Raw genomic sequence first — 26,119 nt, forward strand, 5'->3', positions numbered from 1 at the left:
GGCGCAATCCAGTACGCGCGTGCCCGAATGATTGGCTGGCGACGGCCAAACTATGCCAAAAGGGCGGAGCGATGGACTGGATTCTGTTTTGCAAAGCACTGATTCTGGGTGTGGTGGAGGGCTTGACTGAGTTTTTGCCGGTATCGAGCACGGGACACCTGATTGTTGCCGGCAGCCTGCTGAATTTCACGAACGCCCAGGCCAAGACCTTCGACGTCGTGATCCAGTTCGGCGCGATCCTCGCGATTGTCTGGGAATACCGGCGCAAGATCGGCGCGGTCGTCGCCGGATTGCCCACGCAGCCCAAGGCGCGCCGGTTTGCGCTGAACGTGATCATCGCGACCATTCCGGCGGTGGTGCTCGGCTTGCTGTTCGAAAAGCACATCAAGGCGGTTTTGTTCGCGCCAGTGCCGGTGTCCGTGGCGTTGATCGTGGGCGGGATCGTGATCCTGTGGGCGGAAGCGCGGCATCGCGAGCGAAACGTCGCGCCGCGGGTGACGTCGGTGGATGATCTTTCTTATGCCGATGCCTTCAAAGTCGGGCTCGCCCAATGTTTCGCGCTGATTCCGGGCACGTCGCGCTCGGGGTCGACGATTATCGGCGGGATGTTGTTTGGGCTGGAACGTAAAGTCGCTACCGAGTTTTCTTTCTTTCTCGCTATCCCCATCATTTTCGGCGCCACGCTTTACGAGCTTGCGAAGGAGTGGCGCACGTTGTCCGTCGATTCGGTAGGCTTGTTTATCGTCGGGCTCGTGGCCGCGTTCGTCAGCGCATTCGTGTGTATTCGATGGCTGTTGCGTTACGTCGCCACGCACGATTTCACGGCGTTCGCGTGGTATCGGATCGGCTTCGGGCTGCTGATCCTGATTGTTGGGTATAGCGGCGGATTGAGTTGGGCCGAGTGAGGATTCGCGGTTGTTAGAGCCGTTCATGGGTGCTGCGGTGCTGCCCAAAAGTTAAGGCTCGAGTCCGCAAGCGCATACGAAACAGGCCGTTCCAACGTCGGTTGGAACGGCCTGTTTTTGTCTGGGCCGATAGATTTTCGGCCGTCTTTCAGCGGCGCTTGAACACCAGATCCCACACGCCGTGACCGAGTTTCAATCCGCGCCGTTCGAACTTGGTTACGGGCCGGTAATCGGGACGCTGCGCGTAATCCGAGCCGGCTGAGTTTTCCAGCGCCGGTTCCGCCGACAACACCTCGAGCATCTGTTCGGCGTAGTTCTGCCAGTCAGTGGCGAGATGCAGATACCCGCCCGGTTTGAGCCGCGACACGAGCAATGCCACGAACTTCGGCTGGATGAGCCGCCGTTTATGGTGACGCGCCTTGTGCCACGGATCGGGGAAATAGATATGGACGCCATCGAGGCTGTCCGCCGCGATCATGTGTTCCAGCACTTCCACGGCGTCGTGCTGGACGACGCGAATGTTCGTCAGCTCCTGTTCGCCGATCAGCTTCAGCAATGCGCCCACGCCCGGCTCATGGACCTCGATGCCAAGGAAGTCATCGGCGGGGCGTGCCGACGCGATTTCCGCGGTCGTCCCGCCCATGCCGAAGCCGATTTCCAGCACGCGCGGCGCTTGGCGTCCGAACGCGGCGTCCCAGTCGAGCGGCTGCGGCGCGTAGGGCACGACAAAGCGCGGTCCGAATTCATCGAGCGCGCGGCGCTGTCCCGTGGACACCCGTCCCGCACGCGTGACGAAGCTGCGAATCCGCCGATGTCGAAGCGTGCCGGCCGCGTCGGCCGCTTCGCTGCCTTTAGCCTCGTCGCTATCGCGGGTCTCGTCTTGGTCGGGGGTGGGATCGTGGATCATCGAAAAAGGACGCGGATTCTGGGGTTGAGCGGAGCTTGGCTGCAAATGCAAGGCAAACCTGGCGCTGCTGTAAATCAAAAAGCCGCCTTCGAAGGCGGCTTTTTTGTGAACGAAAACTGGAGCGGGCGATGGGAATCGAACCCACGGCTCTAGCTTGGGAAGCTAGGGTATTACCATTATACGACGCCCGCAGAGAGCGCAATTTTACGCGGAATACCCCGTCTACCGCAACTTTACCGGGATCGACGGAGATTGAACTCCGAAATTACACCCCGAACATGGTCATGGTCACGGCCAGCCGCGTCACGACCATCAGCAGTACCTGAACGATCACGAACAGCAGGATAGGCGACAAATCGATACCGCCCATGCGCGGCAACACGCGCCGCAGCGGCTCGAGAAACGGCGCCGTGAGTTGGTACAGCAGCGGCATGGCTGGAGATTGCGGGTTCAGCCACGACAGCAATGCCATCAGGATCGTCATCCAGATGATGAGATTCAGCGCCCATTTGATGACGGTGATCACCGCGACCAGTAGCAGTGTGGGCAGCATGGGCACGAGTCCGGCGGGATCGACCCCCGCGACCAGAACCAACAGGATCACAAATACCACCGCAGCAAGGAATGCCGCGACAATGCTCGCCCAGTCGATAGTCTTTGCCGCCGGCAGGATCTTGCGCAACGGCAAGACGAGCCAGTTCGTGGCCTGCATCACCGCGTTGGACACGGGGTTGTACGGCGGCATACGGACGACCTGCATCCAGGCGCGCAGCAGCAGCGCAGCGCCGAACAGCGTGAAGATTGTGTTGAGTAGAAAACGGGCGATCTCGCCGAACATCTCAAATCCTTTTCAAGGCAAAAGCGCGGCGCTCATGGCCGCGCGGAGTGATACGAGGGCAAGTAAAGCCGCAACGGGAAACCGCCCGGCTTCATCGAACCGCTCAGCGACTTGCGGTCAGTCAGCTCGCGGCGCGAACGTCGCTGATCTGCACGACCGGCGCAACGCCGTCAGGGTAATAGTTAACGATGTCCGCGGAGAAGGCTTTCGCATGTGGCGAGACCGCGGCCGTGAAGGCATCGACGGAATCGAACAGCAGGTGGCCCGCTGCAATATACGTAGGCGTTGAACCCGGCGCGCCCCCCGCCAGTCCCGCATCCGCCGTCCATCCCTTCAATGCACTGCCAAGCAAGCCAGCCACCCAGGGCATATGGCTCGTACAGTAGTAGTCGATGTCGAAGGGCGCATTCTCGCGATACGGATAAAAAAAGCTCACCTTGATCATTGTTTGTTCTCGTAGCTGAATGGGTTGGCGTCGAGGGTGGCGGCCGAAGCCAGAACTTCGCTTGGCGTTCAACGCACGGTCCGGGTTCAGAACCAGGGAGCGCTCGTTGCCCGCTCGTTGCCCGCTTGTTGCCCGCTTCCTGCCGGCGTCCGGCACGGTGGCCGAACCCCTCGGCGGCTTTGCCACACTGGCGCGCCGGGCATCACGATAGCATGGCTTGATGGCGCCTTGTGCCGCTTGGCGTACGCCGGCGCACAGGTACCCCCATACGGCCGGCTATGCGTGTCGGATCGAGTCAATCAATCGTCGCTCGGCCCGGTCCCGTTCAACACGAGTTCGATGGCGTGTGACATCGCGTCGAGTGCTTGCGCGGGCGGTGGCGATGCCCGCCGTTTCGCCAGCGCGACCGCGCGCCGCGAGAGCAGCGCATATAGCGCGGCGTGATCGCCGCCAAGGTCTTGCAGCAGCGCCAACTGCTTAATCACAATACCCGCGTCGCCGCGCGACACCGGGCCGGCAAGCGCACCCGGCAAACCCTTTTCACGCGCGGTTTCGATGGTGCCGGCAAGCATCGGCAGGACTGCGCGCAATGCGTCGTCCTCGGCGAACCCCAACTCTTTCCAGAGCGTCACCGTCTCCGACAGCGAGCACAGCGCAAAGCTGGCCGCGTAGTGCGCGGCGGCGTGGTAGAGCAGGCGGCCGCCCGGCGGGATGGATAGCGGATGGCAGCCCAGAGCCTGAACCAACTCGGTCAGCGTGTCGTGCAAGGCACCGCTCGCTTCAATCGTGACTGAACAGCCTGCAATGCGCGTCTGGTCGCTCGGCAGGCCGCCAAACAGGAACAACGGATGGAATCCGCCGATGTCTGCACCCTGCGCCTGGGCACCAGCAAGGACATCGAGGGGCGTGGCGCCGCTGCAATGCACGATTGCTTTTGTGCCGTCGCGAACCTGATCCAGGCGCAAAGCGTTCGCCGTCGCACCAATGGAGTCGTCAGGAACGGTTAAAAATACGATATCGGCGTGTTGCGCGACCGCGCTGGCGTCGTTGGCGACTAGACATTGCGGCAATTCGCCTGCGAATTCGTGTGCCGATGCCGCCGATCGGCTCGCTATCGCGCTGACCGGGTAGCCCGCGCGCGACCAGACGGCTGCCAGGCAGCGCGCGAGGCGCCCCGCGCCGACGAAGCCCAAACGGGGCGTCGTTGAAAAAGGCATGGTTGTTGCTCCATAGAATTGTTGCGAGGCGCGGATTCGCGTTCGCAGCGCACGATGAAGTATCGCGCAACGGCGTTGGCGCCATAAAAACGGCGCGGCACGCCGCAGTCAAAGGTTTTGCGAGGCTCGAGCAAACGTGCGATCGGGCCTGAACAGTCAGGATTGGTCTTTTGGCCGATGTGTGCCAGTGCTTGTTTTGCAACGTTTGGGGGTCGCCATGAGTATTTTTGCGTATCGGAAACACCTGCGTTTTCTTAGCCAGACACATCGGCGCCAATGGTGGGATCAGCGCAAGCGGCTTACGCCGCGGGTCAGGATCAGCGGGGCATACGTGCCGCCCAGCGTCACCCGTGAATTTGCTTACGTGAAGGTGGGCTGAGAGGGGAGTCGAATCCATCTGCCTAAGAAATCAGCACCGTTTGCGGAGGCCCCGCTCGACGCTTCCCGGTCGGCGGGGCTTTCCATTTTTAGGGCGCTAAAAGCAAATTGTAATGAATCATTACTTTGGTGACATTCGGCTTAGCGGCTTGGACAACGGCAACAGCCGGCGTCTTTCTCAGCAAACCCTTAATCCGTCTCGATAAGCCTGTGCGCCAAGGCTGGCGAGGCTGACCGCCCGCTTGAAATTAGGCAGACAAAATCCCGTTTTTGGACTGTAGATATTGCAATTTGCAACAATTGCTTAAGCTGAAATTCAGGGTTTTTAGCTACATTGAATGCATGTCGTTGCGGTAGCCGGTCATCTGTACAGGACCGCGGCGTGGAGAATAAAAGTGAAAAAGATCATCCAGATTTTGGCTGCCGCCGCACTTGGCGTAGGCCTTGTAAGCGCCGCGCAAGCGCACGTTTCGGTGGGGATTGGCATTGGGGTGCCGGCTTATCCCGTGTACGCGGCTCCGCCGCCGCCCGTGTATTACGCGCCGGGCCCGGTTGTATATGCGCCGCCGCCGGTGGTCTACGCACCGCCGCCCGTTGTGGTCGGCGGCTATTACGGTGGTGGTCCGTACTGGCGTGGTCATTATCGTGGCGGTTACGGGTATGGATATCACGGCGGATATCGCGGCTACCACGGTGGTTATGGCGGCTGGCGCCACTGAAACCGCAGGCGCGACCGGATCCGCTAACTGATTTTTTGAATATTGGATCGGCAGCAATACAGCGCAGCGCCGGCATCGAGCCGGGTTGCGCTGTTTTATTTTGCATCTGGGGTTCTTCCGTTATCAACGCTCGGTCCAACCGCCGTGTTAGCTGCTCGGCCAGCTTTCCAAACGCTCCACGATGCTGGGACAATGGTGGTTCCTCAACCGCCGCCCTTGAGTTCCGATGTCAATCCTTCCCGCACCCACCTACGCCGACGTCGCCGACGCCGCAGAACGTATTGCCGGCGCCGCTCATCGCACGCCCGTGATGACTTCCCGCACCGCCGACGCGCTCACCGGCGCGAACCTGTTCTTCAAGTGCGAGAACTTCCAGCGCATGGGCGCTTTCAAGTTTCGGGGTGCGTTCAACGCGATCTCGCATTTCTCCGAGTCCCAGCGCCAGGCCGGCGTCCTGACTTATTCATCGGGCAACCACGCGCAGGCAATCGCGCTGTCGGCGCGCATCGCCGGCATCAAGGCAACAATCATCATGCCGGAGGACGCGCCGGCCGCGAAGATGGAAGCCACGCGGGGTTACGGCGGCGAAGTGATCACGTACGACCGATACACAGAGAATCGCGAGGAGATTGGTGCGAGGCTCGCGCAAGAGCGCGGCATGACGCTGATTCCGCCTTACGACCATCCTCATGTGATCGCGGGGCAGGGGACGTCGGCGAAGGAGCTCATCGAAGAAACCGGGCCGCTGGATTATCTGTTCGTGTGCCTGGGTGGCGGAGGCTTGCTCGCCGGTTGCGCGCTGGCGGCAGCCGAACTGAGCCCATCATGCACGGTGATCGGCGTGGAGCCGGAGGCGGGCAACGACGCACAGCAATCGCTCGAACGCGGAGAGATCGTCCATATAGAAGTACCGCGCACGATTGCCGACGGCGCTGCATCTACGCACGTGGGTGAATACAACTTTCCGATTCTGAAGCGCTACGTGGACCGGGTCGTCACCGTCAGCGACGACCAGCTCGTGCAGACCATGAAGTTCTTCGCGCAGCGCATGAAGATGGTGGTTGAGCCAACGGGTTGTCTGGCTGCGGCCGCCGTGCTGCAGGGCATCGTGCCGGTGAAGGGTAAGCGCGTGGGCGTGTTGGTCAGCGGCGGCAATGTCGACCTGGCGCGATTCGCTCAATTCCTCGCTTGACAGCGTGACGTCATAGCGTCTGCGCGCCCTTCAGGATCAGGTCGTGATAACCGTTGACGATCACGCTGTACGAGAAGTATGCGAACAGCACCGCCGATAAAATGTGGCAAGCGCGCAGCAACGTCGTCCCTGCGCGTTTGCGGCCATGGCTGGCGAGCGAGCAGATAAACAGCGTCCAGCCGAGCCCGCCGCAAAAGAAGCCGATGAGAAACACCGACGCGCTTAGCCCGCCTGTTGCGCCGGCTTTCGCGATCAGTGCGCCGCCCACGGCGGCGAACCAGAGGATCGCGCTTGGCGAAGACACGGCGAGCAGGGCGCCGCGCATGAAGCTGCGCAAGTGTGAGGGCCGCGGCGTGGCGATCAGATCGGGTTCCCCCGCAACCGGCGGCGCCGATGCCGGAAACAGCGCTTCACGCGCCATTTTGAAGGTCAGGAACAGCAGCACGATCGAGCCGCCGATCCAGACGACCCAGCGCACGGTATCAAACTGGAGCAGCGCGGCCATGCCCGCGAGTGCAAGCGCTGCGTAGACGAGATCGCCGAAACAGGTGCCGAGGCCGAGCATCATGCCCGGCCTGAAGCCGTGGGTAAGCGTCAATGAGATGATCGCGACGTTTGCGATACCAAATATCCAGACACAACGACAACGACAGAAACAATCCATCAGACAGCAATGGCAACACGTGCATCCCGACTTTCCTTTTTGATCTTTTTGTATTGAGCGAAGCGGGTTGTCCGGCTTCGTGAATTCATCTTGCTACGGCGTGCGGGGCAACCGGTCGACCGCTCCCGTACTAAACGCGCTCGAGCGGCACCGACACCACCAGCCGCCCTGTCTCGATACCCATCGTGTTACGCATTGGCGGGTTTCCATAAGCAGCGAGTTGCGCGCGCTGCGTTTCCTGGCCTATGTCGAGTTGCGCCAGAACATGCGTGACGACTGCGTAAAGCACGGCCGTGTTGCCGTCTTCCACCTTGACCGCAATGCCCAGTGATCCGCGCGCACCGGTAGCACGGACACCGATCGCATAACTCGCATCGGCGCCTACTTTACCGACCAGATCGCCGCCGAAGGCCTGCATCAACGCGGTACAGAATCGGCCGTCGCCCGCGACGAGTTCCGGATACGCCGTCATCGCGCGATAGATCCGGGCCAGGGCTTTCGAGCGTGGCGTGGTGTCAACCCCGGTGTCAACCCCGGTCTCAACCCCGGTCTCAACCGCCGCCTTCGCGTCGGCCATCTTCATGAACAGCCGGGCGAGCCGATCCAGGGGGAAGGCCGGCGTGGGCAGATTGCAGCCATCAATAGCCCATTGCACGCCGTCTTCAGGCAGATCGCACAACTCGGCCACGGTCCGTTTCACCCGAACCTGCAGCGGATGCTCAGGCAGGTGATAGTCAAGGACGGCCGCGCCCAGCGCCTGCGCACCCGCCAGCATGCCCGCATGTTTGCCCGAGCAATTGCTGCATACGCCGGTTGGCGTGAAATCACGCCTGATCCATTCCTTCAAGACCGCGTCCGACAAAGGCGCATGGCCGCCGCATCGGAGATCGGCTTCGGTGACGTGCGCCTTCTCCAGCATGGCGCGTGTGCGCTCTATGTGGCGCGGCTCGCTGTTGTGCGATGCGCACATCAGGGCGAGATCGGCGTCGTCAAAACCGAAACGGTCCAGCGCGCCCGTTTCCAGCACCGCAAGCGCTTGCGCCGGTTTCGCCGCGGACCGCGCGAGCGTCATGCGTGACGGATCGCCGAACGCGTAGATCAACCGGCCATTGGCATCGACCACCGCCACATGCGCGGCATGCGTGTTTTCAACCAGACTCCCTCGATAAACCGTCGCCGCAACGTTCATGAGCGCTTCCCTCCGGAAAAGCCGATTTCGTCCCATAGCGCGTCGACGCGCCGTTTCACCGCATCGTCCATCGTGATCGGCCGGCCCCATTCGCGGTCGGTTTCGCCGGGCCATTTGTTGGTGGCGTCGAGCCCCATCTTCGATCCCAACCCCGCCTTCGGCGACGCGAAATCGAGATAGTCGATCGGGGTGTTATCGACCAGCACCGTGTCGCGCGACGGATCGATGCGCGTGGTGATCGCCCAGATCACCTCCTTCCAGTCGCGGATGTTGACATCGGCGTCCACCACCACGATGAACTTCGTATACATGAACTGCCGCAGGAAGCTCCAGACGCCGAACATCACGCGCTTCGCGTGGCCCGGATAGCTCTTCCTGATCTGAACGATCGCCATTCGATAACTGCAGCCCTCGGGCGGCAGGTAGAAGTCGGTGATCTCGGTGAACTGCTTTTGCAAGAGCGGCACGAACACTTCGTTGAGTGCCACGCCGAGCACGGCCGGTTCGTCGGGCGGCTTACCTGTATAGGTAGAGTGATAGAGCGCGTCGCGGCGCATGGTGATCTTTTCGACGGTGAAGACCGGGAACCACTCTTGTTCGTTGTAATAGCCGGTGTGGTCGCCGTATGGGCCTTCGAGCGCATGCTCGTATTTCGCCGACGATGAATTCGTTGGCCGCGGCGGCGCGCCGGCGGGCAGTGGCGGAACAGGGCCGTCCTGCGGATAGATGAAGCCTTCGAGCACGATCTCCGCGCGCGCGGGTACCTGCAACGTATCGACACCCGGCGTAAGGCATTTTGCCAACTCGGTTCTTGCGCCGCGCAGCAAGCCGGCAAATTGATATTCGGAAAGCGAGTCCGGCACGGGCGTCACCGCGCCAAGAATGGTGGCCGGATCCGCACCAAGGACCACCGCCACCGGATACGGTTTGCCCGGATTGGCGAGCGCGAACTCGCGGAAATCCAGCGCGCCGCCCCGGTGCGCGAGCCAGCGCATGATCAACTTGTTGCGCCCGATCAGCTGCTGCCGATAGATGCCAAGGTTCTGCCGCGTCTTGTTCGGGCCGCGCGTGACTGTGAGTCCCCAGGTGATGAGCGGGCCCGCGTCGCCTGGCCAGCACGTCTGAATGGGCAGGCGCGCCAGATCGACGTCCTGTCCTTCCCATACGATCTCCTGGCAGGGCGGCGAACTAACCGTTTTCGGCGCCATGTCCCAGACGGCTTTCGCCAGCGACACCAACTTGCCCGCGTCCTTCAGGCCTTTCGGCGGCTCGGGTTCCTTGAGCGCCGACAACAACCGGCCGACGTCGCGCAACGACTCGAGCGCGGCTTTATCGCTGAGGAGACTGGGATCGGCCGCCGCCTGAGCTTGCGTCTCGATACCCATGCCGAGCGCCACGCGCCTCGGGGTACCGAACAGGTTGGCCAGCACGGGCATGGAGTGTCCCGTCGGCGCCTGGAACAGCAACGCTGGACCCCCCGAACGCAGGACGCGATCCGAGAGTTCGGTCATTTCAAGGACGGGCGAAACCGGCTGGCTGATGCGGCGCAATTCGCCGAGTGTTTCGAGGCGGGCGGTGAAGTCGCGCAGGTCTTTGTATTTCATCGGCTAAAGGGAAGGGGCCTGCGGGAAGCGCGGTCTGCGTATAAGGATAAAAGGGCACGGACAGCAGACGCGACGGCTGATGTAGCGGTTCAAGTGGCGTCCAAGCCCTTTGTGAGGAACTTTCGCGCGCGGGCGATTGTCGATTTTACCTGTGTTGATGTCGGTACGTCAGAGCACACAACGGCACAAATCCGGCGTTTCCGCTGGAAAGTGGCTTGGCAGGCCGTTCTCGCCGCCCTGAACAGTGTTCATAATTACTGAAAGTAATAGCTTTTACATTTACCAGCATTGACGGATCATTTGAGCCTGCTAGAATCCTTTTTCATTGACAACACCAATTGAAACTTTTTACCACTGCCTCAGGTCTTTTGAAACGACGCGACGCGTCACCTGCGCCGGATTAGTACGGTGAATCAAGGCTTTGGTTTTCTTGCCGGCGCTCTTCTTCGCCGGTTTTTCGCGTGGTGACCTTTGTGCGCGCCCCGGCATGTCCTTCGTGCTGCGCGCACCCGGAAGACGTAATGTTCCGGTCAGGTTTCCCCAACGGTTTGTGCCGTTTTCCCGATACCGCTCGTGGCTAACCCAGGGCTGGCGGTGTCGATTTCTGCGTGGTGGACCAGTTTTTCGGGTTTTCATCTGCGGAAATCACGTAATTTGGGAGATCCATCCAATGAATGCTTGGTTGTCGTGGCGTCCCGACGCTCGCCTGGCGCTCCATCTACGCGCTATGCTGCGTCGCGCCAAACACATGAGTCTGACGGTTTTTAGCCTGGTCGGTTGCGCTGCTGTAGTGACCGCGCTGGCGCTGTGGCTGCTTCCCGCCTGGCGCGGTTCGTTTGCCGCCAAACTCATGCCCCTCGTTTCGGCCGCGGTGCAAGCCGGTCCGGCCCGGTTGCTCTCCGGACAACCTTTCCCCCCCTTCGCGCTTGGACATCAGCGTGAAGAGGAGTTGCGCAACGGTACTGGCGAGACGACTTCACTCGGCGCTGCTGCCAGCGACGACGACAGCACCCGTAAGCTCACGGGTGGCCTGAGCCTCGCCGTGTCGCCAAACGGGCTCGATCCGCGCACGTTGCCGACTGTTGCGACGCTTGCCAGCGCGATTTCATCGCAACGGGTTGTCGCCGATGCTCGCGACGACCGCGTGCTCGTGTCGGATCGTGAGCAAAACCTGGTGGCAAACTTCATTGCGCGGCGTTATCACGTGGCGCAGGAACCGGTCGGTGAGCTGGTGAAAGCAGCCTTCGATACCGGCCGCGAGGTTGGCCTCGATCCGCTGTTGCTGCTGTCCGTCATGGCGATCGAATCGGGTTTCAATCCGTATGCTGAAAGTGGCGTGGGTGCGCAAGGGTTGATGCAGGTGATGTCGAAGGTTCACTCCGACAAATTCCAGTATTTCGGTGGTTCGCATGCAGCGCTCGAACCGCTCGCAAACATCAAGGTCGGTGCCCTGGTGCTGAAGGATTGCATTGCACGAGGCGGTTCGGTGGCGGGTGGATTGCGCTTCTACGTGGGTTCGACGGCACAGGACGACGGCGGTTACGGCGCGAAGGTCCTGGCCGAACGTTCGCGCTTGCGCGACGTAGCCCGTGGCCGCAATGTGCCGATCGTCACGCCGCAAGCCCCGGTGCAGCCTGCGCCAAAGCAAGTGGTGGCGTCGGCTTCTCCGTCTAACTCAGGGACCGGCGAAAAGCGTGTGCACGTGACGCTCGACGGCGCTCCGGCCATAACAGCGCCGGCCAAGTCCGCACCGCAAGCCAGCGACCATAACAATACCGACGACGCAGACGCGCAAGCAAAGCATGTCGCTTCGGCGGAGTTCGGTGCTTAAAGCGTTGCGTTAAAGGCCAAAGCCCGAGTTGTTAATCGTGGGCCGGGTAAGACAAAAAGCCGTTCCAACGTAAGTTGGAACGGCTTTTTTGCTTCTGCTTTCCTGAGAGATATCTGAGAGAGCGGAGCCGTGGCTCAAACCCGTGGCTCAAACCCGAAACAGCGTTCCCAGCCGTTGCACGGCCTCTTCAAGCTGTGAGTACGCGGTCGCGTAAGACAGCCGGATATAGTCCTGCGGCGCATGGAAGCCGAAATCGGTCCCCGGTACCAGCACGACCCCGGCGTCGTGCAGCATGGAACGCGTCAATGCGTTGCTGTCGCCGGCCGCCGGATGCGCGACGTGCCGTGTATCGGCATAAACGTAGAACGCGCCGTCCGGCACAACAGGCACTTCGAAACCCAGCGAACGCAGTGCCGGCACGATGAAATCTCGCCTGCGCCCGAATTCCAGTCGCCGCGACTCGTAAATCGCGAGCGTGGCCGGCTCGAAACACGCCAGTGCCGCATGCTGCGCGAGCGCCGACGCGCAGATGAACAGGTTCTGCGAGAGCTTTTCCATGGTGGCGACCATCGCTGGCGGCACCACGAGCCAGCCGAGCCGCCAGCCGGTCATGTTGAAGTATTTCGAAAAGCTGTTCACCGTGACCACGTCGTCGCCCAGTGAAAGGGCCGACACGGGCTTCGCGTCGTAGCTCAGGCCCTGATAGATCTCATCGACAATCGTAAAACCGCCGTGCGCACGCACTACGTCGACAATTTTCGCGAGTTCGTCCGGTTCAATGGACGTGCCAGTCGGATTGGACGGCGACGCGAGCAGGACGCCGCGCGTGGCGGACGTCCAATGTGCTTCGACCTGAGCCGCCGTCAACTGAAACCGCTCGGCCGGACCACTCGGGATCAGGACCGGACGGCCTTCGGTGGCGGCCACGAAATGGCGATTGCACGGGTAGCACGGGTCAGGCATCAGCACTTCGTCGTCGCGATCGACCAGCGCGGTGCACGCCAGCAGCAGCGCGGCCGACGCGCCCGCCGTCACCACAATGCGCGCCGGATCGATATCGAGCCCAAACGTGTCGCGATAGTGGCCGGAAATAGCCTCGCGCAACGACGCCAGTCCGAGCGCATTCGTGTACTGCGTGACGCCGCGACGCAAGGCGTCGGTGGCGGCCGCGATCACCGGTTCCGGCGCCGTGAAATCCGGTTCGCCGATGCCCATGTGAATGATGTTGCGGCCCGCCCGTTCAAGCGCCTGCGCTTGTTTCGCCAGTTCCATCACATAGAACGGTTCGATGGCGTCAACGCGGGCGGCGTATCGGATGGCGCCGCGTGGGATAGCTGCGTTCAACGGTTCTTTTGCGAAGTTCATCAATTGGAGAGACCAGTCGTTCAGCTGCGCTGCCCGCGGCCTTGCGCTTCCGTCGGCCGCAACTGGACGGCGAGTTTATCCAGCACGCCATTCACATATTTGTGGCCGTCGGAGCCGCCGAACGTCTTCGTCAGTTCGATTGCTTCGTTGATCACCACGCGATACGGAATGTCGAGGTGATGCTTGAACTCGAACGCGGCGACCATCAGCACCGCGCGTTCGACCGGCGAAAGCTGTTCGAGCGGACGGTCGAGGCACGGCTGGAGTTCGGCGGAAATGGTGTCCGCTTCCTTGATCACGCCGTGCAGGATGGCGTCCAGATGTTCCTGGTCGGCTTTATCGAAGCCTTGCGCGCCGCGCAACTGCGCGTCGATCTCGCCGCCGGGCGCGCCCGACACCAGCCATTGGTAAAGCCCTTGCGTCGCGAGTTCGCGCGAGCGTCGTCGAGCGCTTTTCATGCCCGGTCCTCGTCGTCTTCGTCTTCGTCGTCGCCGCCGAGTTGTTCCAGCGCGACCGACAGATTTGCCATTTCCACCGCCACGCGTGCTGCGTCGCGGCCTTTTTCCGTCATGCGGGCAACGGCTTGCTCGTCATTTTCGGTCGTCAGGACCGCGTTGGCGACTGGCGTGCCGAAGTCGAGCGCGATACGGGAAATGCCCGCGCCGCTTTCATTCGATACCAGCTCGAAGTGGTACGTTTCGCCGCGGATCACCGCGCCGAGAGCGATCAATGCATCGAACTGGCCGGATTCAGCCAGCTTTTGCAGCGCCAGCGGAATTTCGAGTGCGCCCGGCACGGTGACGAGCAGTACGTCTTCACCGATCACGCCAAGTCGTTCGAGTTCTTCCGTGCAGGCATCAACGAGGCCGTTGCAGACCGGTTCGTTGAAGCGCGATTGCACGATGCCGATGCGCAGTCCGTCGCCGTCGAGGTTCGGTTGATATTGTCCGATTTCCATTATTTATCCGTTTTCAGTGTGATGCAGTGTGGTGATTGGCGGTGGTCAGACAGAGCGCAAATGGGCGATGGAAGCAGGATCGGCCGAATCCGTCGAAGGCGTGGCGGGGCAACCCGGCATGGGGATGAACCCGGTCACCTCCAAGCCGTAACCCGACATGCTGCCGAGTCTGCGGGGATTCGACAGCACCTGCATCTTGCCTACGCCCAATTCGCGCAAGATCTGCGCGCCGATGCCATAGGTCTTGAAATCGACCGGCCGGCGTTTGAGTTCGGCCGCCTTGTCTTCGCGCTCGAACGCCTGGAATACATCAACGAGATGCTCTTTCGTGTCGCCGCAATTGAGCAGCACGATGGCGCCCAGGTCACGGTCGGCGATTTCCTTCATCGCGGCGTCGAGGGTCCAGGAGTGCGTGGACAAGTCCACTTCGAGCAGATCCAGCACCGACAGCGGTTCATGCACGCGCACCGGCGTTTCCCGTTCCGGCGACGGCTGGCCGCGCACCAGCGCAATATGCGGCGAACCGCTTGGCTGATCGCGATACAACACCGCGCGAAATGCCCCGTGCGCGGTCTGCATGGTGCGTTCCGCGACCCGCTCGACAATGGATTCCGTGCGCGAGCGGTAGTGAATCAGGTCTGCGATCGTGCCAATACGAATACCGTGCAGTTCGGCGAATTCGATCAGATCGGGCAGCCGGGCCATTTCGCCGTCGTCGCGGATCACCTCGCAGATCACCGATGCCGGCGTCAGGCCCGCCATCGCCGTCAGGTCGCAGCCCGCTTCCGTATGTCCCGCGCGCACCAGCACGCCGCCCGGTTGCGCCATGATCGGAAACACATGACCCGGCTGGACGATATGCTCGGCTTTGGCGTCGTGCGCGACCGCTGCCTGAATGGTGCGTGCGCGGTCCGAGGCGGAGATGCCGGTGGTCACGCCTTCGGCCGCCTCGATACTCACCGTGAACGCCGTCCCATACTGGGTGCCGTTTCGCTGCGTCATCAGCGGCAGGTTCAGCTGGCGGCAGCGGTCCTGCGTGAGTGTCAGGCAGATCAGTCCACGGCCGTAGCGCGCCATGAAATTGATCGCTTCCGGCGTCACGAAATCGGCGGCGATGACGAGATCGCCTTCGTTTTCGCGGTCTTCTTCGTCGACAAGAATCACCATCCGGCCAGCCTTCAGCTCGGCGATGATCTCTGGGGTGGAGGCGAGCGTCATTTCGGTGGTCGTCCGGTGCGAGAAAGGGCGTATTTTACGCCACCGCCGATGCCAACGCGCCGGTTTTGCCGGTTTTGGGCTGGCGTTGGCCATCCGGCCGGGTATTGGCCGGACCTGAAGGCGGTCGGTCGCGCCTATCCCGGGCTCACGTAGGTATCGCCGACCATCAGGTGCACGATTTCATCTCCATTGGTTTGCTGGACCTGCCGCTCGCCGGCCACCTCGCCGCGCCGCAGCACGACAATGCGATCGGCGATCGCAAAGATGTCGTGCAGGTTGTGCGAGATCAGGAGCACGGAGACGCCCTGGGCCTTCAACGCCGTAATCAACTCCATTACCTTGCGCTGCTCGGGCACGCCCAGCGCGGCGGTGGGCTCATCCATGATGAGCACCCGGGCGTTCCAGTAAATGGCCCGGCCAATTGCAATGGCCTGTCGCTGTCCGCCTGAGAGCATCTTCACCGGACCGCCGAGCTTGCGCTCGGGAATCACGATGTCCAGGCGCTTCAGCACCTCGCGCGCGACCTGCGCCATGCGGGGCCGGTCGATGACCTGAAAGCCCAGCTGCCGGCGTAGCGGTTCGCGTCCCAGGAAGATATTGCTGCCGACGTCCAGGTTGTCGGCGAGCGCCAAGTCCTGATAGATCGTCTCGATCCCGCGAGCGCGCGCATCCTGCGGATCGCGCAATTGCAACGGCGCGCCGTCGAACAGCAGTTCGCCCTGGTCGGCCCGGTAGACGCCTGAAATGATCTTGATCAACGTCGACTTGCCGGCACCGTTGTCGCCGGCGAGCGCCAGCACTTCGCCCGGCAGCAGCTGCAACGACACGTGCTTGAGCGCCTCCACGCCGCCAAAGCGGATCGAGATATCGCGCACCTCCAGGATCGGCGTGGTCATTGGGCGCCTCCGAGACGGTCCTTGTATTGATCGATCAGGACCGACAGGATGATGACAATACCCACCACGATGAATTGCCAGAACGCGTTCACGTCGACGAACACCAGTCCGAACTGGATCACGGCGATGATCAGCGCGCCGATCAGCGTCCCGACGACATTGCCGGTCCCACCAAACAGGCTCGCGCCACCGATCACCACGGCGGCGATCGAATCGAGCAGCATTGGCTCGCCGGCATTGGCAGCGCCTGCGGCGAAACGCGCGGTATAGATGATCCCGCCGACCGCGGCGAACGCGGCCGCGATCAGGTACACCACGAGCAGGTGGCGTTTGACGTTGATGCCGGCCCGTACCGCCGACTGCGGATTGCCACCGATTGCGTAGGTGTACTGGCCGAAGCGCGTCTTCGAGAGCAGCAGATGCATGATCACTAGCAGCACCCCGGTCAGCACCACCGGTGTCCAGCCGGCGCCGAGCCACGCAAGACCGGTGTTGTCCACCGAGACAGTCATGCCGCTGCCGGCCGCGAGAAAGCCCGCACCTCGCGCCACGCCATACATGCCTAGCGTGCCGATAAAGGCCGGCACGCCAAGCCACGCGATCAGCACGCCGTTGACCAGCCCGGGAATCAGGCAGACCACGATGGTGAGCGGAATGGACACGATCAGGATCCACGGCGAGCCGCTGCCAAACAGGGTGAATTGTGCGACACACACGGCCGCGAGTCCCATCACGAAACCCGCGGACAGATCGATGCCGGCCGTGATGATCACGAAAGTCTGGCCGATGGCGAGCAGCAGCGGAGCGGCGGCGGCAAGACCAATCGATTGCAGGTTGTAGGCGTTGAATAGAAACGACCGATGAGCCGAGATCTGCGCATATACCTCGAAAAAGGCGAGCAGGGCGGCCAGGAAGAGCCACGGCCATAGCTTGGTAATCAGCGCGATCTTGTCGAGACGCGAGTTATCCATGGAGTTATCCGCGTTGTCATGAGCAGAACCCGCGTGCGCGGCGGCGCACGCGGTGGAGACGATCTTTTCGCTTGAGCCACTCTGCGGAAGCTAGTTCGAATAGATGTATTGCTGCATGTCGGGCTTGTCGATATTGTTTTTATCGAGAACCTCGAAACCCGTGCTCTTGAGGGTGGGAATCTTTTTGCCATGAATGACGTCGGCGGCGTACTTGACGCCGTAGTAACCGATTTCGTCCGGGCGCTGTGCAATCGCGATATCGACCAGGCCGCTCTTGATTTGCTTGTCGATGCCTGGCACCGCATCGAATACGACCACCTTGACGACGCCTTGTTTGCCCGCCGCCTTGACGCCTTGGGCCGCGCCGCTGCCGGAGAAGGTGTTGGCGCCGAATACGCCGGCGAGATTCGGATTACGCGCCAAAACTGCAGCTACGTGAGCCGCGGCCTGGTTGGCATCGTCCTCGTTGTACAGCGTTTGCAGCACGGTGATGTTCGGGTGCTTTTTCAGCTCCTGCGCGAAGCCTTCAGCGCGCGCGTCGGTGCTCGAGATGCCTGGCTTGTTGTTCTCGCAATAGACGGTGCCCTTGTCGCCGATAGCTTTGGCAAGCGCGCGTGCTGCGACTCGGCCGCCTTCGAGATTATCTGAAGCGATATAAGAAAGCGGGAAATCCGCATCGCCCTTGCCCGTCTGATAATGTCCATCGCCGATATAGGTGTCGACGGTAATGACCTTGATGCCGGCGTCGGCGGCTTCCTTCAGCGGCCCAATCAGCTGTTGCTTATCGACTGGCGAAATCAGCAGTACGTCAGGACGTTTGGCGATAAACGCCTTGAGGATCGGCACCTGCTCACTGGTGTTCCACTCTTTGGGAACCTGGAACAGCAACTCGACTTTCTCTTCCTTGGCGGCCCGTTCCGCGCCGCGATGCATTGTGAAGTAGAACGGATCAACTACACCGGGCAGGAGTGCAACCACCGGATGGGCAGCATCTGCCTGCGCGAGCCCCGGTAGCGAAAAAACGATGATCGTCGAGGCCGCAACCATACAGCGGGAAACGAAACGCTTCATTTTGTCTTCCTCCAGTTTTTGAGTCCGACTTGCGACGCCCGACTTGTTCTATACGCTCCATGGCGACTGCAATCGGTTGTTGGGCAGTATAGGCGCGAGCGGTGTCAGTGACCATTGGAATGACAACGCTAGTTACGGTGCAACTGATAGCGCTTTGGCGGTGTGGTGTTTAGTGATTTTAGTGATTCCGCGAAAAACTCCGGCTATGCCCACGGCGAGCATTGCAAACGGGTTTTTGCTCACAGCGATGACCTGCATAAGCTGGTGGTGCATCGCGAGGGTCACTTGCCTGATCACGCCATTGCGGCGCATGGACCGATGGGCACCCGGGCGAGCATCCGGGCGGCGCGCAGATGAACCACGCCGCGCTCGCACGACAGTTGCTCTTGGTTGGATGTCGGCAGCGCCCACGCGCGATCGTCGCCTGGTTACGTGCCCGCGACGACATACATTGCGACTAGCTTGTAGGACGAGCAGGCGGTGTCCATCTTAGCTAACCCTTCACAAGGACACTGGAGGGCAGCAGCCGGTGTATTGCCCGAACAACGAGGTCAGCTGTCGGACGCCATGCTGGAGCAGTCATCCGGCAACACGACGTTCGGCGACCTTGCTCTGCACGCGCCCCGTGTACACGCCTTCAATCAGCGTGCGGCCTGATGGTTATCATTCGACGTCGACAGAATCCGCTCCACATACCGCGCGATCAAATCGATTTCCAGATTCACCTTCGCCCCGGGCAACAAATGCCGCAACGTCGTTACTTCCACCGTATGCGGAATCAGGTTGATCGAAAACTCGCAGCCATCGGGCCGGTCGTTCACGGTATTCACCGTCAGGCTTACGCCGTTCACCGTCACTGAACCCTTGTAGGCCAGATACTTGCCGATATCGCGCGACGCGAGAATCCGCAGTTCATGTGACTCGCCAACAGGGGCGAAATGCGTTACTTCACCAAGACCATCAACGTGTCCCGACACCAGATGCCCGCCCAGCCGGTCATGCGCACGCAACGCCTTTTCCAGGTTCACATCGCCGGGTTCGGACAGGCCAGCCGTCTTGTTCAGACTCTCGCGCGACACATCGACGGCAAACGACGCCGCCGACTTCTCGATCACGGTCATGCACGCGCCCTGGATAGAGATGCTGTCGCCAAGCTCCACGTCCGTGAGATCCAGCCCGCCGGAGGCGACCGTGAGGCGCACGCCGGTATCGGCATCGGTGGCTGAACCCAACGGCGTAACTGCTTCAATGCGGCCGAGCGCCGCGACAATTCCTGTGAACATCGTCGAGCTTCCTTAGGTTATGCGTGTTGTGCGTCAGGTAATCGGTTTTGCGTCTGCGGGCGCGTCGGTTTTCACCACCGCGAAGCGCGCCAGGATGCGCAGATCATCACCCAGCCGGTCGATCCGGTGAAACCGCAGATGCGGCCGCGCATTGAGTGTATCGGGCGGCGTGAAATCGAACATGCCCGGCGCGTTGCCCAGCAAACTCGGCGCGAGATAGATCAGCAATTCATCGACGCATCCCTCGCGCAGCAGCGAGCCATTGAGCTTGTGGCCCGCTTCCACGTGCAGTTCGTTGATCCCGCGATCAGCGAGAATTCCAAGCATGGCGGGCAGGTCGACCTTGCCGTGCTCGTTCGTCAATGGCGTGAATTCGATACCGCGTTCGCGCAGTGCATCGGCTTTCGCGGGGTCGGGCTCAGCGCCGCAAAACACCCATGGCGGCGCGCCCTCCAGGATCCGGGCCGTGAGCGGCACGTCCAGGCGGCTGTCGATCAGCACGCGTTGCGGCTGACGGGGGGTGTCGATGGCGCGCACGGTGAGTTGCGGATCATCCTCCCTCACCGTGCCAATGCCCGTCAGGATCGCGCACGCCCGGGCACGCCATGCGTGACCATCGGCGCGCGCTGCTTCGCCGGTGATCCACTGGCTTTCGCCGGTCGGCAAACCCGTGCGACCGTCCAGCGTTGCCGCGACCTTCATGCGTACCCACGGACGGCGGCGCGTCATGCGCGACAAAAAGCCGATGTTCATCTCGTACGCTTCGCTAGCCAGCAGGCCGCAGCGCACATCGATACCCGCATCACGGAGAATCGCCAGCCCGCGCCCGGACACCGCCGGATTCGGATCTTCCATTGCTGCGATCACCTTGGCGACCCGCGCGTCGATCAGCGCATGCACGCAAGGCGGCGTGCGGCCGAAATGGCTGCACGGTTCAAGCGTGACGTAGGCGGTGGCACCCCGCGGATCGTGACCGCGCGCCCGCGCGTCTTTCAACGCGCGAACTTCGGCGTGATCCTGACCGGCGGGCTGCGTGAAACCTTCGCCGATGACCTCGCCGTCTTTCACCAGCACGCAGCCGACGCGCGGGTTCGGCGTCGTCGTGTACATGCCCCGCGCGGCCAGGGCCAGCGCGCGCTCCATGTGCGAGAAATCGGTCTGCGAGAACATGGCGGCGGCGCTTAAGCAGCGAGGCGGGCGAAGGCGCCGCGAGCGGCGTCGAGCGTCGCGTCGACGACGGCGTCGTCGTGGGCGATCGATACAAATCCTGCCTCATACGCCGATGGCGCGAAGTAGACGCCGGCATCGAGCATCTCGTGGAAAAACGCGTTGAAGCGCTTCGTGTCGCCCTGCGTGACTTCAGCGAAGCTCGCCGGGACGCGCTCGGCGAAATACAGGCCGAACATGCCGCCGATAGCGTCCGCCGAGAAGGGCACCTTGGCGTCCTTGGCAACTGATGAGAGGCCATCGGCGAGACGGCGCGTTTGCTTCGTGAGCGTGTCGTAGAACCCTGGCGCCTGGATCAGTTGCAGCGTTTTCAACCCGGCCGCGACCGCGATCGGATTCCCCGACAGCGTGCCCGCCTGGTACACGCCGCCGAGCGGTGCGAGATGCGCCATGATGTCCCGGCGACCGCCGAACGCCGCCGCCGGCATGCCGCCGCCGATCACCTTGCCAAGGCACGTCAGGTCCGCCGTGATGCCGTAGACCTGCTGCGCGCCGCCCAGCGCCACGCGAAAACCGCACATCACTTCATCGAAAATCAGCACCGAACCGTACTCGTCGCAGCGCTCACGTAGCGCCTGCAGGAACTCGGGCGTGGCTTTCACGAGGTTCATGTTGCCTGCCACCGGCTCCACAATAATGGATGCTATTTCCGCGCCGAACGCGGCAAACGCTTCGTTAAGCTGTTCGACGTTGTTGTATTCGAGCACGGTCGTGTGCTTGGCGATATCGGCGGGAACGCCTGCTGAGGTTGGGTTGCCGAAGGTCAGCAGACCCGATCCCGCTTTCACGAGCAGGCTGTCCGCGTGACCGTGATAACACCCTTCGAACTTGATGATCCGATCCCGCTTCGTAAATCCACGCGCCAGGCGCAGCGCGCTCATGGTCGCCTCGGTGCCGCTCGACACCATGCGCACTTGTTCTATCGACGGCACCAGCTTGCAGATCTCTTCCGCGATCTCGATTTCGGATTCGGTCGGCGCGCCGAACGAAAACCCGTTCGCGAGCACACGCTGCACGGCCTCAAGCACCTCGGGATGAACGTGACCCAGGATCATCGGCCCCCAGGAACCGATGTAGTCGATGTACTGCTTGCCGTCGGCGTCCCAGAAATACGGGCCTTGCGCGCGTTCGATGAACCTCGGCGTGCCGCCGACCGAGCGAAACGCCCGCACCGGCGAGTTCACGCCGCCGGGAATGGTTTTCTGGGCGCGTTCAAAGAGAGCTTCATTTCTGGACATGACGGGGCCTGCGCTGAATGACGGGTTCGGCTGGAGAGGGCTGCGGCCGCTGGCTTCGTTCAAGCCTGGATCTGCGCTGGGATCGGAACCGGCTGCGTCCGGCGCGTCTCTCGCGGCTGCAGGAAATCAAGATGAAATTGTACCGGAGTCGCTTGGCTTCAGCCCGCGACGCTGCGTCCTGGTGCTGCATTCCAAACAGACGGCCGTGAGGCTTGTGAAAGCAGGGCGCGTACAATGCACACTGTTTTAAGGCTCTGTTTAAGCCGTTCGCTTGCACGCCGGACGTGGCCCTTGCGAGGGTTTTTGCACTCGCTTCGTATTTGTTTCGTGGTCGTTTCGCCTTTTGTCGTTCGTCATTCGCCCGTCCCGAAAACCGCGCCTTTTCCTCAAGCCTCCTTTCGCCTCTCATGCCCGAAATCATCAAGCGCCGTTCTGACCGCCGACTGATCCTGTTGCTTGGCGCGCTGGCGGCGTGCGGCCCGCTTTCCATCGATATGTATCTGCCGAGCCTGCCGGCGCTCGCCGCCTCGTTCGGCACGACCGCCGCCGCCGCGCAGATCACGCTGACCAGTTTCATGCTGGGTTTTTCGCTGGGGATGCTCGTGTACGGACCGCTCTCAGACGCCTACGGGCGCCGGCCGGTGCTGCTCGGCGGCATCGTGCTGTACACGCTTGCGAGCGTGGGGTGCGCGCTGTCGTTTTCCATCGATTCGCTGGTCATCCTGCGCTTCCTGCAGGCGCTCGGCGCAGGCTCGGCGTCGGTGCTGGCGCGGGCGATTGCACGCGATGCCCACGCGCCGTCGGACGCGGCCCGCGTGCTGTCGATGCTCGCCATTGTCACGTCGATTGGGCCATTGCTCGCACCGCTGATCGGCGGGCAGTTGCTGCTGCTGGGGGGCTGGCGCGCGGTGTTCGTCACGCTCACGCTGTTCGGCACGGTGTGCGCGGTAACTACGTATTTGCGGGTGCCGGAAACCTGGCCGCGCGAGAAGCGTGCGACTTCAGCGCTTGGGACATCGTTCGCCGCGTACGGCCGTCTTCTCACCGATCCCGTCACGTGGGGCCACACGCTATGCGGCGGCATGGCGTTCGCGTCGATGTTCGCGTACATCACCGCGACGCCGTTTGTGTATATCGACTACTTTCATGTGAAGCCGCAGCACTACGGGTTTTTCTTCGGGCTGAACATTATCGGGATCATCGGCTGGAACGTGGTGAACACGCGGCTGGTCGGGCCGCTGGGGTCGCTGAAACTGATTTCGATCGCCTCGTTTGTCAGCGTGATCGCGGCGCTGGCGACGGCGTTCGTGTGTATCACCGGGTTCGGGGGCTTGTGGTCGATCGTCGGCTGCCTGTTCTTCGTGGTCGGGGTCGTGGGTTTGTTATCGGCCAACTGCACGACTGACCTGATGCATCGATACCCACACAATGCGGGTGCAGCCGCCGCGGTGTTCGGCGCGGTGCAGCTGGCGCTCGGCGCGCTGGCGAGCGTTGCGGTCGGGATGTTCCACGACGGTACGCCGCAGGGGATGGGAATCGTGATCGGGGTGACGGGCGTGCTGACGTTCGTCGGCCGAACGCTGGTGCTGCGCTGGCATGGCACGCCGGTGCGGGCTGCTCGCGCAGGGTGATTGATCGACGCGCTCGCGAGCGCCACTCTGAACGTGGGCCGCTGGAGAGAAACCGGGCGCGTTGCCATGTCAGCCACGCGCCCGGCAGCACTCACTTGTCGCCTACCATCTGCTGCAAGAACGTGAACGCGGTCGCTTCCACGCGGGCGATGCTTTCCGCCTCCACGCCTGCGCCGTGACCGCCGTCGCGGTTCTCCAGATACCACACGCGGTCATGCCCCAGCGCCTGCAACCGTGCCGCCATCTTGCGGGCGTGGCCGGGATGCACGCGGTCATCGGTCGCCGACGACGTGAACAGCGCCGGCGGATAAACCACATCGGCTTTCACGTTTTGATACGGCGAGTACGTCATCAGGAAGCGCAGGTCGCGGTCGTCGGCGGGGTCACCGTATTCATCGATCCACGATGCGCCTTGGAGCAGCAAGTGAAACCGCGCCATGTCGAGCAATGGCACTTCGGACAACACCGCGCCAAATAATTCCGGACGCTGGACCAGCATGACGCCGGTGAGCAAGCCGCCATTGCTGCCGCCCCGAATGGCAAGTTGTTTCGATGTCGTCACACCTGACGCCACCAGCGCTTCGGCAACTGCGATGAAGTCATCGAAGGCGACCTGGCGCTTTTCACGCTGCGCCGCCTGATGCCACTGCGGCCCGAACTCGCCGCCGCCACGAATGTTCGCGACTGCATACAACCCGCCGCTTTCGAGCCATGCGATGCCCGTGGTCGCGTCGTAATGCGGGTCGAGCGCAACTTCGAAACCGCCGTAGCCATATAGCAGGCAGGGCGCGGTTTCCTGACCCTTGACGTTCGCTTTACGACCGATCAGCCAATAGGGAATAGCCACGCCATCGGTCGAAATCGCGTGACGACGTTCAGCGACAAGACCACTCGCATCGAATTGAGCGGGAAGGCGTGCGAGCAGTTGCCATTCGCTTTGCGGCTGCGCGAAGTCGGCGTAGTAAAGCGACGGCGGCGTGAGGAAATGTTCGACGTGAACGAGCACGGTGTCGTCGCGTTCGCTGTCGATGGAATCCACGTATGACTGGCTGGCGGCCGGCAGCGCGAAATCGCGGCGGGCCCATTCGCCTTCCAGATCGGCCGGGGGGCCAAGCAATTCCACGCGCGGCGAACCATCGTCCATGCGCGACACCACCAGCCAGTGCTTCGTGAAGTCGATATCGGCGAGAACGGTTCGGCCCGACGGCGTGAACAGCACAGTGAAATTGCGCGCGCCTTTCAGGAAGGCATCGCGGCGAATGACGAGCAGCGAACCGCTCGCGTAGGTCGTTGCGCCCGATGTTGCGCCCGCTTCGTAGGACTCGCGTGGCGTGACGAACAGCCAGCCGTTCCAATGCTCCAGTTCTGCGTGCAGCGGGACATCGTATTGCTGCCACTCGCCGGTGGCTTCATCGAGCCAGTATTGCAGCGTTTCGAAGAACGACGTCGCGCGGGAAGCCAGATGCAGCTTTTCGAGTTGATCGTAGTCCACGCCGGCCGAGACATCGCGACGCTTGCCTTCGAAGACGATAGGCGCATCCGCCAGCTTCGTGCCGCGCTTCCATTTGCGGGCCTGGCGGGGGAAACCGGACGTGGTCAGTGCGGGCTTCTTGCTGTGCGCGCTATCGTCCCAGCCGACATACACCGTGTCGCGATCGATCCACGAAATGCCGTGCTTGCCAACGTCCGCAAGCGTGAAGCCGTCCTCTACGAAGCGCTGTGTTTCGATGTCGAACTCGCGGACCATGCATGCGTCCGAGCCGCCCGGCGACAAGCTCACCAACGCCCGGTCCCAGGTCGGGTAGAGCATGTCGAAGTCATGCAGCGCCCAGCGGATGCCGTCTTTGGCGGCGCTCGTATTCAAGTCGATCTGGTCGACGTCCAGGATGGTTTGCCATTCCGGCGTGCCGGCGAGCCATTTCTGCCAAGGTGTGCGCCTGACGATGCCCAGTGGGTTCTGCTCGTCCTGCCATGTGTTGTATCCCCAGTCGGCATAGCGCGAACAGGACACGATGCGCTCCTGCGAGGTGTAGGCCTTCGCCAGCCTCTTTGTGAGTGCGTCGGTTTCCGTGGTCTTGCCGAAGGCATCGGTCGTGCGCGCGTTCTGGGCGCTCACCCACGTGTCGACGCGGGCATTGTCAAGCGCTTCCAGTTCAATGAACGGATCGGTACCGTTGGCGGCGTGCCATTCGAGTTCGGGATGCTGGCTGAGGAAAGAATCTGTCATGTCGGGGAGGCCGCCTGCTTTGCGTTGCCGGTGGATGCGCCGGCGTGTTCGGGAGTTCAGAAGGGGGATTGTGCCTGATGGCCGCCCAGCTGGTTTTTAAGCTTGCGGCGCAGCAACGTAAAAAGCCGCGCAGCCCTTGCGGGCT

The 26,119-nt window shown here is 62.1% G+C and carries 23 protein-coding genes, 1 tRNA gene and 1 pseudogene; 6 read left to right on the forward strand and 19 right to left on the reverse strand.

Annotated elements, in window-relative coordinates; translation table 11 throughout:
- Positions 1-71 precede the first annotated feature (71 nt).
- Positions 72-905, forward strand: a complete 834-nt coding sequence (locus BSU04_RS42755) for an undecaprenyl-diphosphate phosphatase (protein WP_089166213.1) — start codon at positions 72-74, stop codon at positions 903-905.
- Between the two features lie 148 nt (positions 906-1,053).
- On the opposite strand, the gene trmB is transcribed toward BSU04_RS42755, so the two are convergent.
- The 5 genes from trmB to BSU04_RS42780 all read right to left on the reverse strand — a co-directional run bounded on the left by trmB (position 1,054) and on the right by BSU04_RS42780 (position 4,312).
- A complete protein-coding gene (trmB, locus tag BSU04_RS42760; protein WP_089166246.1) occupies positions 1,054-1,812 on the reverse strand; it encodes a tRNA (guanosine(46)-N7)-methyltransferase TrmB in 759 nt (252 codons plus the stop codon).
- A 117-nt stretch (positions 1,813-1,929) separates the two neighbouring features.
- Positions 1,930-2,003: transfer RNA gene (locus BSU04_RS42765), tRNA-Gly, on the reverse strand.
- Between the two features lie 74 nt (positions 2,004-2,077).
- Positions 2,078-2,650: a YggT family protein gene (locus BSU04_RS42770; protein WP_089166214.1), complete on the reverse strand. Its 573-nt coding sequence runs from the start codon at positions 2,648-2,650 to the stop codon at positions 2,078-2,080.
- Positions 2,651-2,771: 121 nt separating this feature from the next.
- The gene (locus BSU04_RS42775; protein ID WP_089166215.1) at positions 2,772-3,095 is read right to left on the reverse strand and encodes an EthD family reductase; all 324 of its coding nucleotides are present in this window, start codon (positions 3,093-3,095) and stop codon (positions 2,772-2,774) included.
- Between the two features lie 299 nt (positions 3,096-3,394).
- Positions 3,395-4,312, reverse strand: a complete 918-nt coding sequence (locus tag BSU04_RS42780; protein ID WP_089166216.1) for a Rossmann-like and DUF2520 domain-containing protein — start codon at positions 4,310-4,312, stop codon at positions 3,395-3,397.
- Between the two features lie 217 nt (positions 4,313-4,529).
- On the opposite strand from BSU04_RS42780, the gene BSU04_RS46955 reads away from it, so the two are divergent.
- The 3 genes from BSU04_RS46955 to BSU04_RS42795 all read left to right on the forward strand — a co-directional run bounded on the left by BSU04_RS46955 (position 4,530) and on the right by BSU04_RS42795 (position 6,601).
- Positions 4,530-4,691 carry a hypothetical protein gene (locus tag BSU04_RS46955; RefSeq protein ID WP_165087753.1) on the forward strand — a complete coding sequence of 54 codons (162 nt, stop codon included), beginning with the start codon at positions 4,530-4,532 and terminating at the stop codon, positions 4,689-4,691.
- 394 nt (positions 4,692-5,085) lie between these two features.
- Positions 5,086-5,409 carry a hypothetical protein gene (locus tag BSU04_RS42790; RefSeq protein ID WP_089166217.1) on the forward strand — a complete coding sequence of 108 codons (324 nt, stop codon included), beginning with the start codon at positions 5,086-5,088 and terminating at the stop codon, positions 5,407-5,409.
- Between the two features lie 226 nt (positions 5,410-5,635).
- Positions 5,636-6,601 carry a threo-3-hydroxy-L-aspartate ammonia-lyase gene (locus BSU04_RS42795; RefSeq protein WP_089166218.1) on the forward strand — a complete coding sequence of 322 codons (966 nt, stop codon included), beginning with the start codon at positions 5,636-5,638 and terminating at the stop codon, positions 6,599-6,601.
- A 10-nt stretch (positions 6,602-6,611) separates the two neighbouring features.
- Here BSU04_RS42795 and BSU04_RS42800 read toward each other — a convergent pair.
- The 3 genes and pseudogenes from BSU04_RS42800 to BSU04_RS42810 all read right to left on the reverse strand — a co-directional run bounded on the left by BSU04_RS42800 (position 6,612) and on the right by BSU04_RS42810 (position 10,058).
- Positions 6,612-7,290 (reverse strand): annotated as a pseudogene (locus BSU04_RS42800) (LysE family translocator).
- A gap of 105 nt (positions 7,291-7,395) precedes the next feature.
- The gene (locus BSU04_RS42805; RefSeq protein ID WP_089166219.1) at positions 7,396-8,454 is read right to left on the reverse strand and encodes an asparaginase; all 1,059 of its coding nucleotides are present in this window, start codon (positions 8,452-8,454) and stop codon (positions 7,396-7,398) included.
- On the reverse strand, positions 8,451-10,058 hold the full coding sequence (locus tag BSU04_RS42810) for a UbiD family decarboxylase (protein WP_089166220.1): 1,608 nt from the start codon (positions 10,056-10,058) through the stop codon (positions 8,451-8,453). Before BSU04_RS42810 ends, BSU04_RS42805 begins: the two co-directional genes overlap by 4 nt.
- Positions 10,059-10,728: 670 nt before the next feature.
- On the opposite strand from BSU04_RS42810, the gene BSU04_RS42815 reads away from it, so the two are divergent.
- Positions 10,729-11,889: a lytic transglycosylase domain-containing protein gene (locus tag BSU04_RS42815; RefSeq protein WP_089166221.1), complete on the forward strand. Its 1,161-nt coding sequence runs from the start codon at positions 10,729-10,731 to the stop codon at positions 11,887-11,889.
- A gap of 147 nt (positions 11,890-12,036) precedes the next feature.
- On the opposite strand, the gene BSU04_RS42820 is transcribed toward BSU04_RS42815, so the two are convergent.
- From BSU04_RS42820 to hemL, 10 genes are all read right to left on the reverse strand, one after another.
- A complete protein-coding gene (locus BSU04_RS42820) occupies positions 12,037-13,254 on the reverse strand; it encodes a pyridoxal phosphate-dependent aminotransferase (RefSeq protein ID WP_089166222.1) in 1,218 nt (405 codons plus the stop codon).
- 20 nt (positions 13,255-13,274) lie between these two features.
- A complete protein-coding gene (nusB, locus tag BSU04_RS42825) occupies positions 13,275-13,712 on the reverse strand; it encodes a transcription antitermination factor NusB (protein ID WP_089166223.1) in 438 nt (145 codons plus the stop codon).
- Entirely contained in the window at positions 13,709-14,212 is a 504-nt protein-coding gene (gene ribH, locus BSU04_RS42830; protein ID WP_047896193.1) for a 6,7-dimethyl-8-ribityllumazine synthase, read from the reverse strand. Before ribH ends, nusB begins: the two co-directional genes overlap by 4 nt.
- A 45-nt stretch (positions 14,213-14,257) precedes the next feature.
- The gene (gene ribBA / locus BSU04_RS42835; RefSeq protein WP_089166224.1) at positions 14,258-15,430 is read right to left on the reverse strand and encodes a bifunctional 3,4-dihydroxy-2-butanone-4-phosphate synthase/GTP cyclohydrolase II; all 1,173 of its coding nucleotides are present in this window, start codon (positions 15,428-15,430) and stop codon (positions 14,258-14,260) included.
- 134 nt (positions 15,431-15,564) lie between these two features.
- Positions 15,565-16,326: an ATP-binding cassette domain-containing protein gene (locus BSU04_RS42840; RefSeq protein WP_089166225.1), complete on the reverse strand. Its 762-nt coding sequence runs from the start codon at positions 16,324-16,326 to the stop codon at positions 15,565-15,567.
- Entirely contained in the window at positions 16,323-17,297 is a 975-nt protein-coding gene (locus BSU04_RS42845; protein WP_089166226.1) for an ABC transporter permease subunit, read from the reverse strand. Before BSU04_RS42845 ends, BSU04_RS42840 begins: the two co-directional genes overlap by 4 nt.
- Positions 17,298-17,387: 90 nt before the next feature.
- Complete coding sequence (locus tag BSU04_RS42850) at positions 17,388-18,368, reverse strand: ABC transporter substrate-binding protein (RefSeq protein WP_089166227.1); 981 nt, start codon at positions 18,366-18,368, stop codon at positions 17,388-17,390.
- A gap of 641 nt (positions 18,369-19,009) precedes the next feature.
- Positions 19,010-19,651, reverse strand: coding sequence for a riboflavin synthase (locus BSU04_RS42860; RefSeq protein ID WP_089166229.1), 642 nt, complete (start codon positions 19,649-19,651; stop codon positions 19,010-19,012).
- A gap of 33 nt (positions 19,652-19,684) precedes the next feature.
- Positions 19,685-20,821: a bifunctional diaminohydroxyphosphoribosylaminopyrimidine deaminase/5-amino-6-(5-phosphoribosylamino)uracil reductase RibD gene (gene ribD / locus BSU04_RS42865; protein WP_089166230.1), complete on the reverse strand. Its 1,137-nt coding sequence runs from the start codon at positions 20,819-20,821 to the stop codon at positions 19,685-19,687.
- Between the two features lie 11 nt (positions 20,822-20,832).
- Entirely contained in the window at positions 20,833-22,116 is a 1,284-nt protein-coding gene (gene hemL / locus BSU04_RS42870; RefSeq protein WP_089166231.1) for a glutamate-1-semialdehyde 2,1-aminomutase, read from the reverse strand.
- A gap of 407 nt (positions 22,117-22,523) precedes the next feature.
- On the opposite strand from hemL, the gene BSU04_RS42880 reads away from it, so the two are divergent.
- Positions 22,524-23,747 (forward strand): Bcr/CflA family multidrug efflux MFS transporter, encoded by a 1,224-nt coding sequence (locus BSU04_RS42880; RefSeq protein ID WP_089166233.1) that lies wholly within the window; start codon positions 22,524-22,526, stop codon positions 23,745-23,747.
- Between the two features lie 91 nt (positions 23,748-23,838).
- Here the strand turns inward: BSU04_RS42880 and BSU04_RS42885 are convergent, their stop codons facing one another.
- Complete coding sequence (locus tag BSU04_RS42885) at positions 23,839-25,974, reverse strand: prolyl oligopeptidase family serine peptidase (RefSeq protein WP_089166234.1); 2,136 nt, start codon at positions 25,972-25,974, stop codon at positions 23,839-23,841.
- Between the last annotated feature and the right edge of the window lie 145 nt (positions 25,975-26,119).

Origin of the sequence: Caballeronia sordidicola (assembly GCF_002220365.1) — a bacterium.
GTDB lineage: Bacteria > Pseudomonadota > Gammaproteobacteria > Burkholderiales > Burkholderiaceae > Caballeronia > Caballeronia sordidicola_C.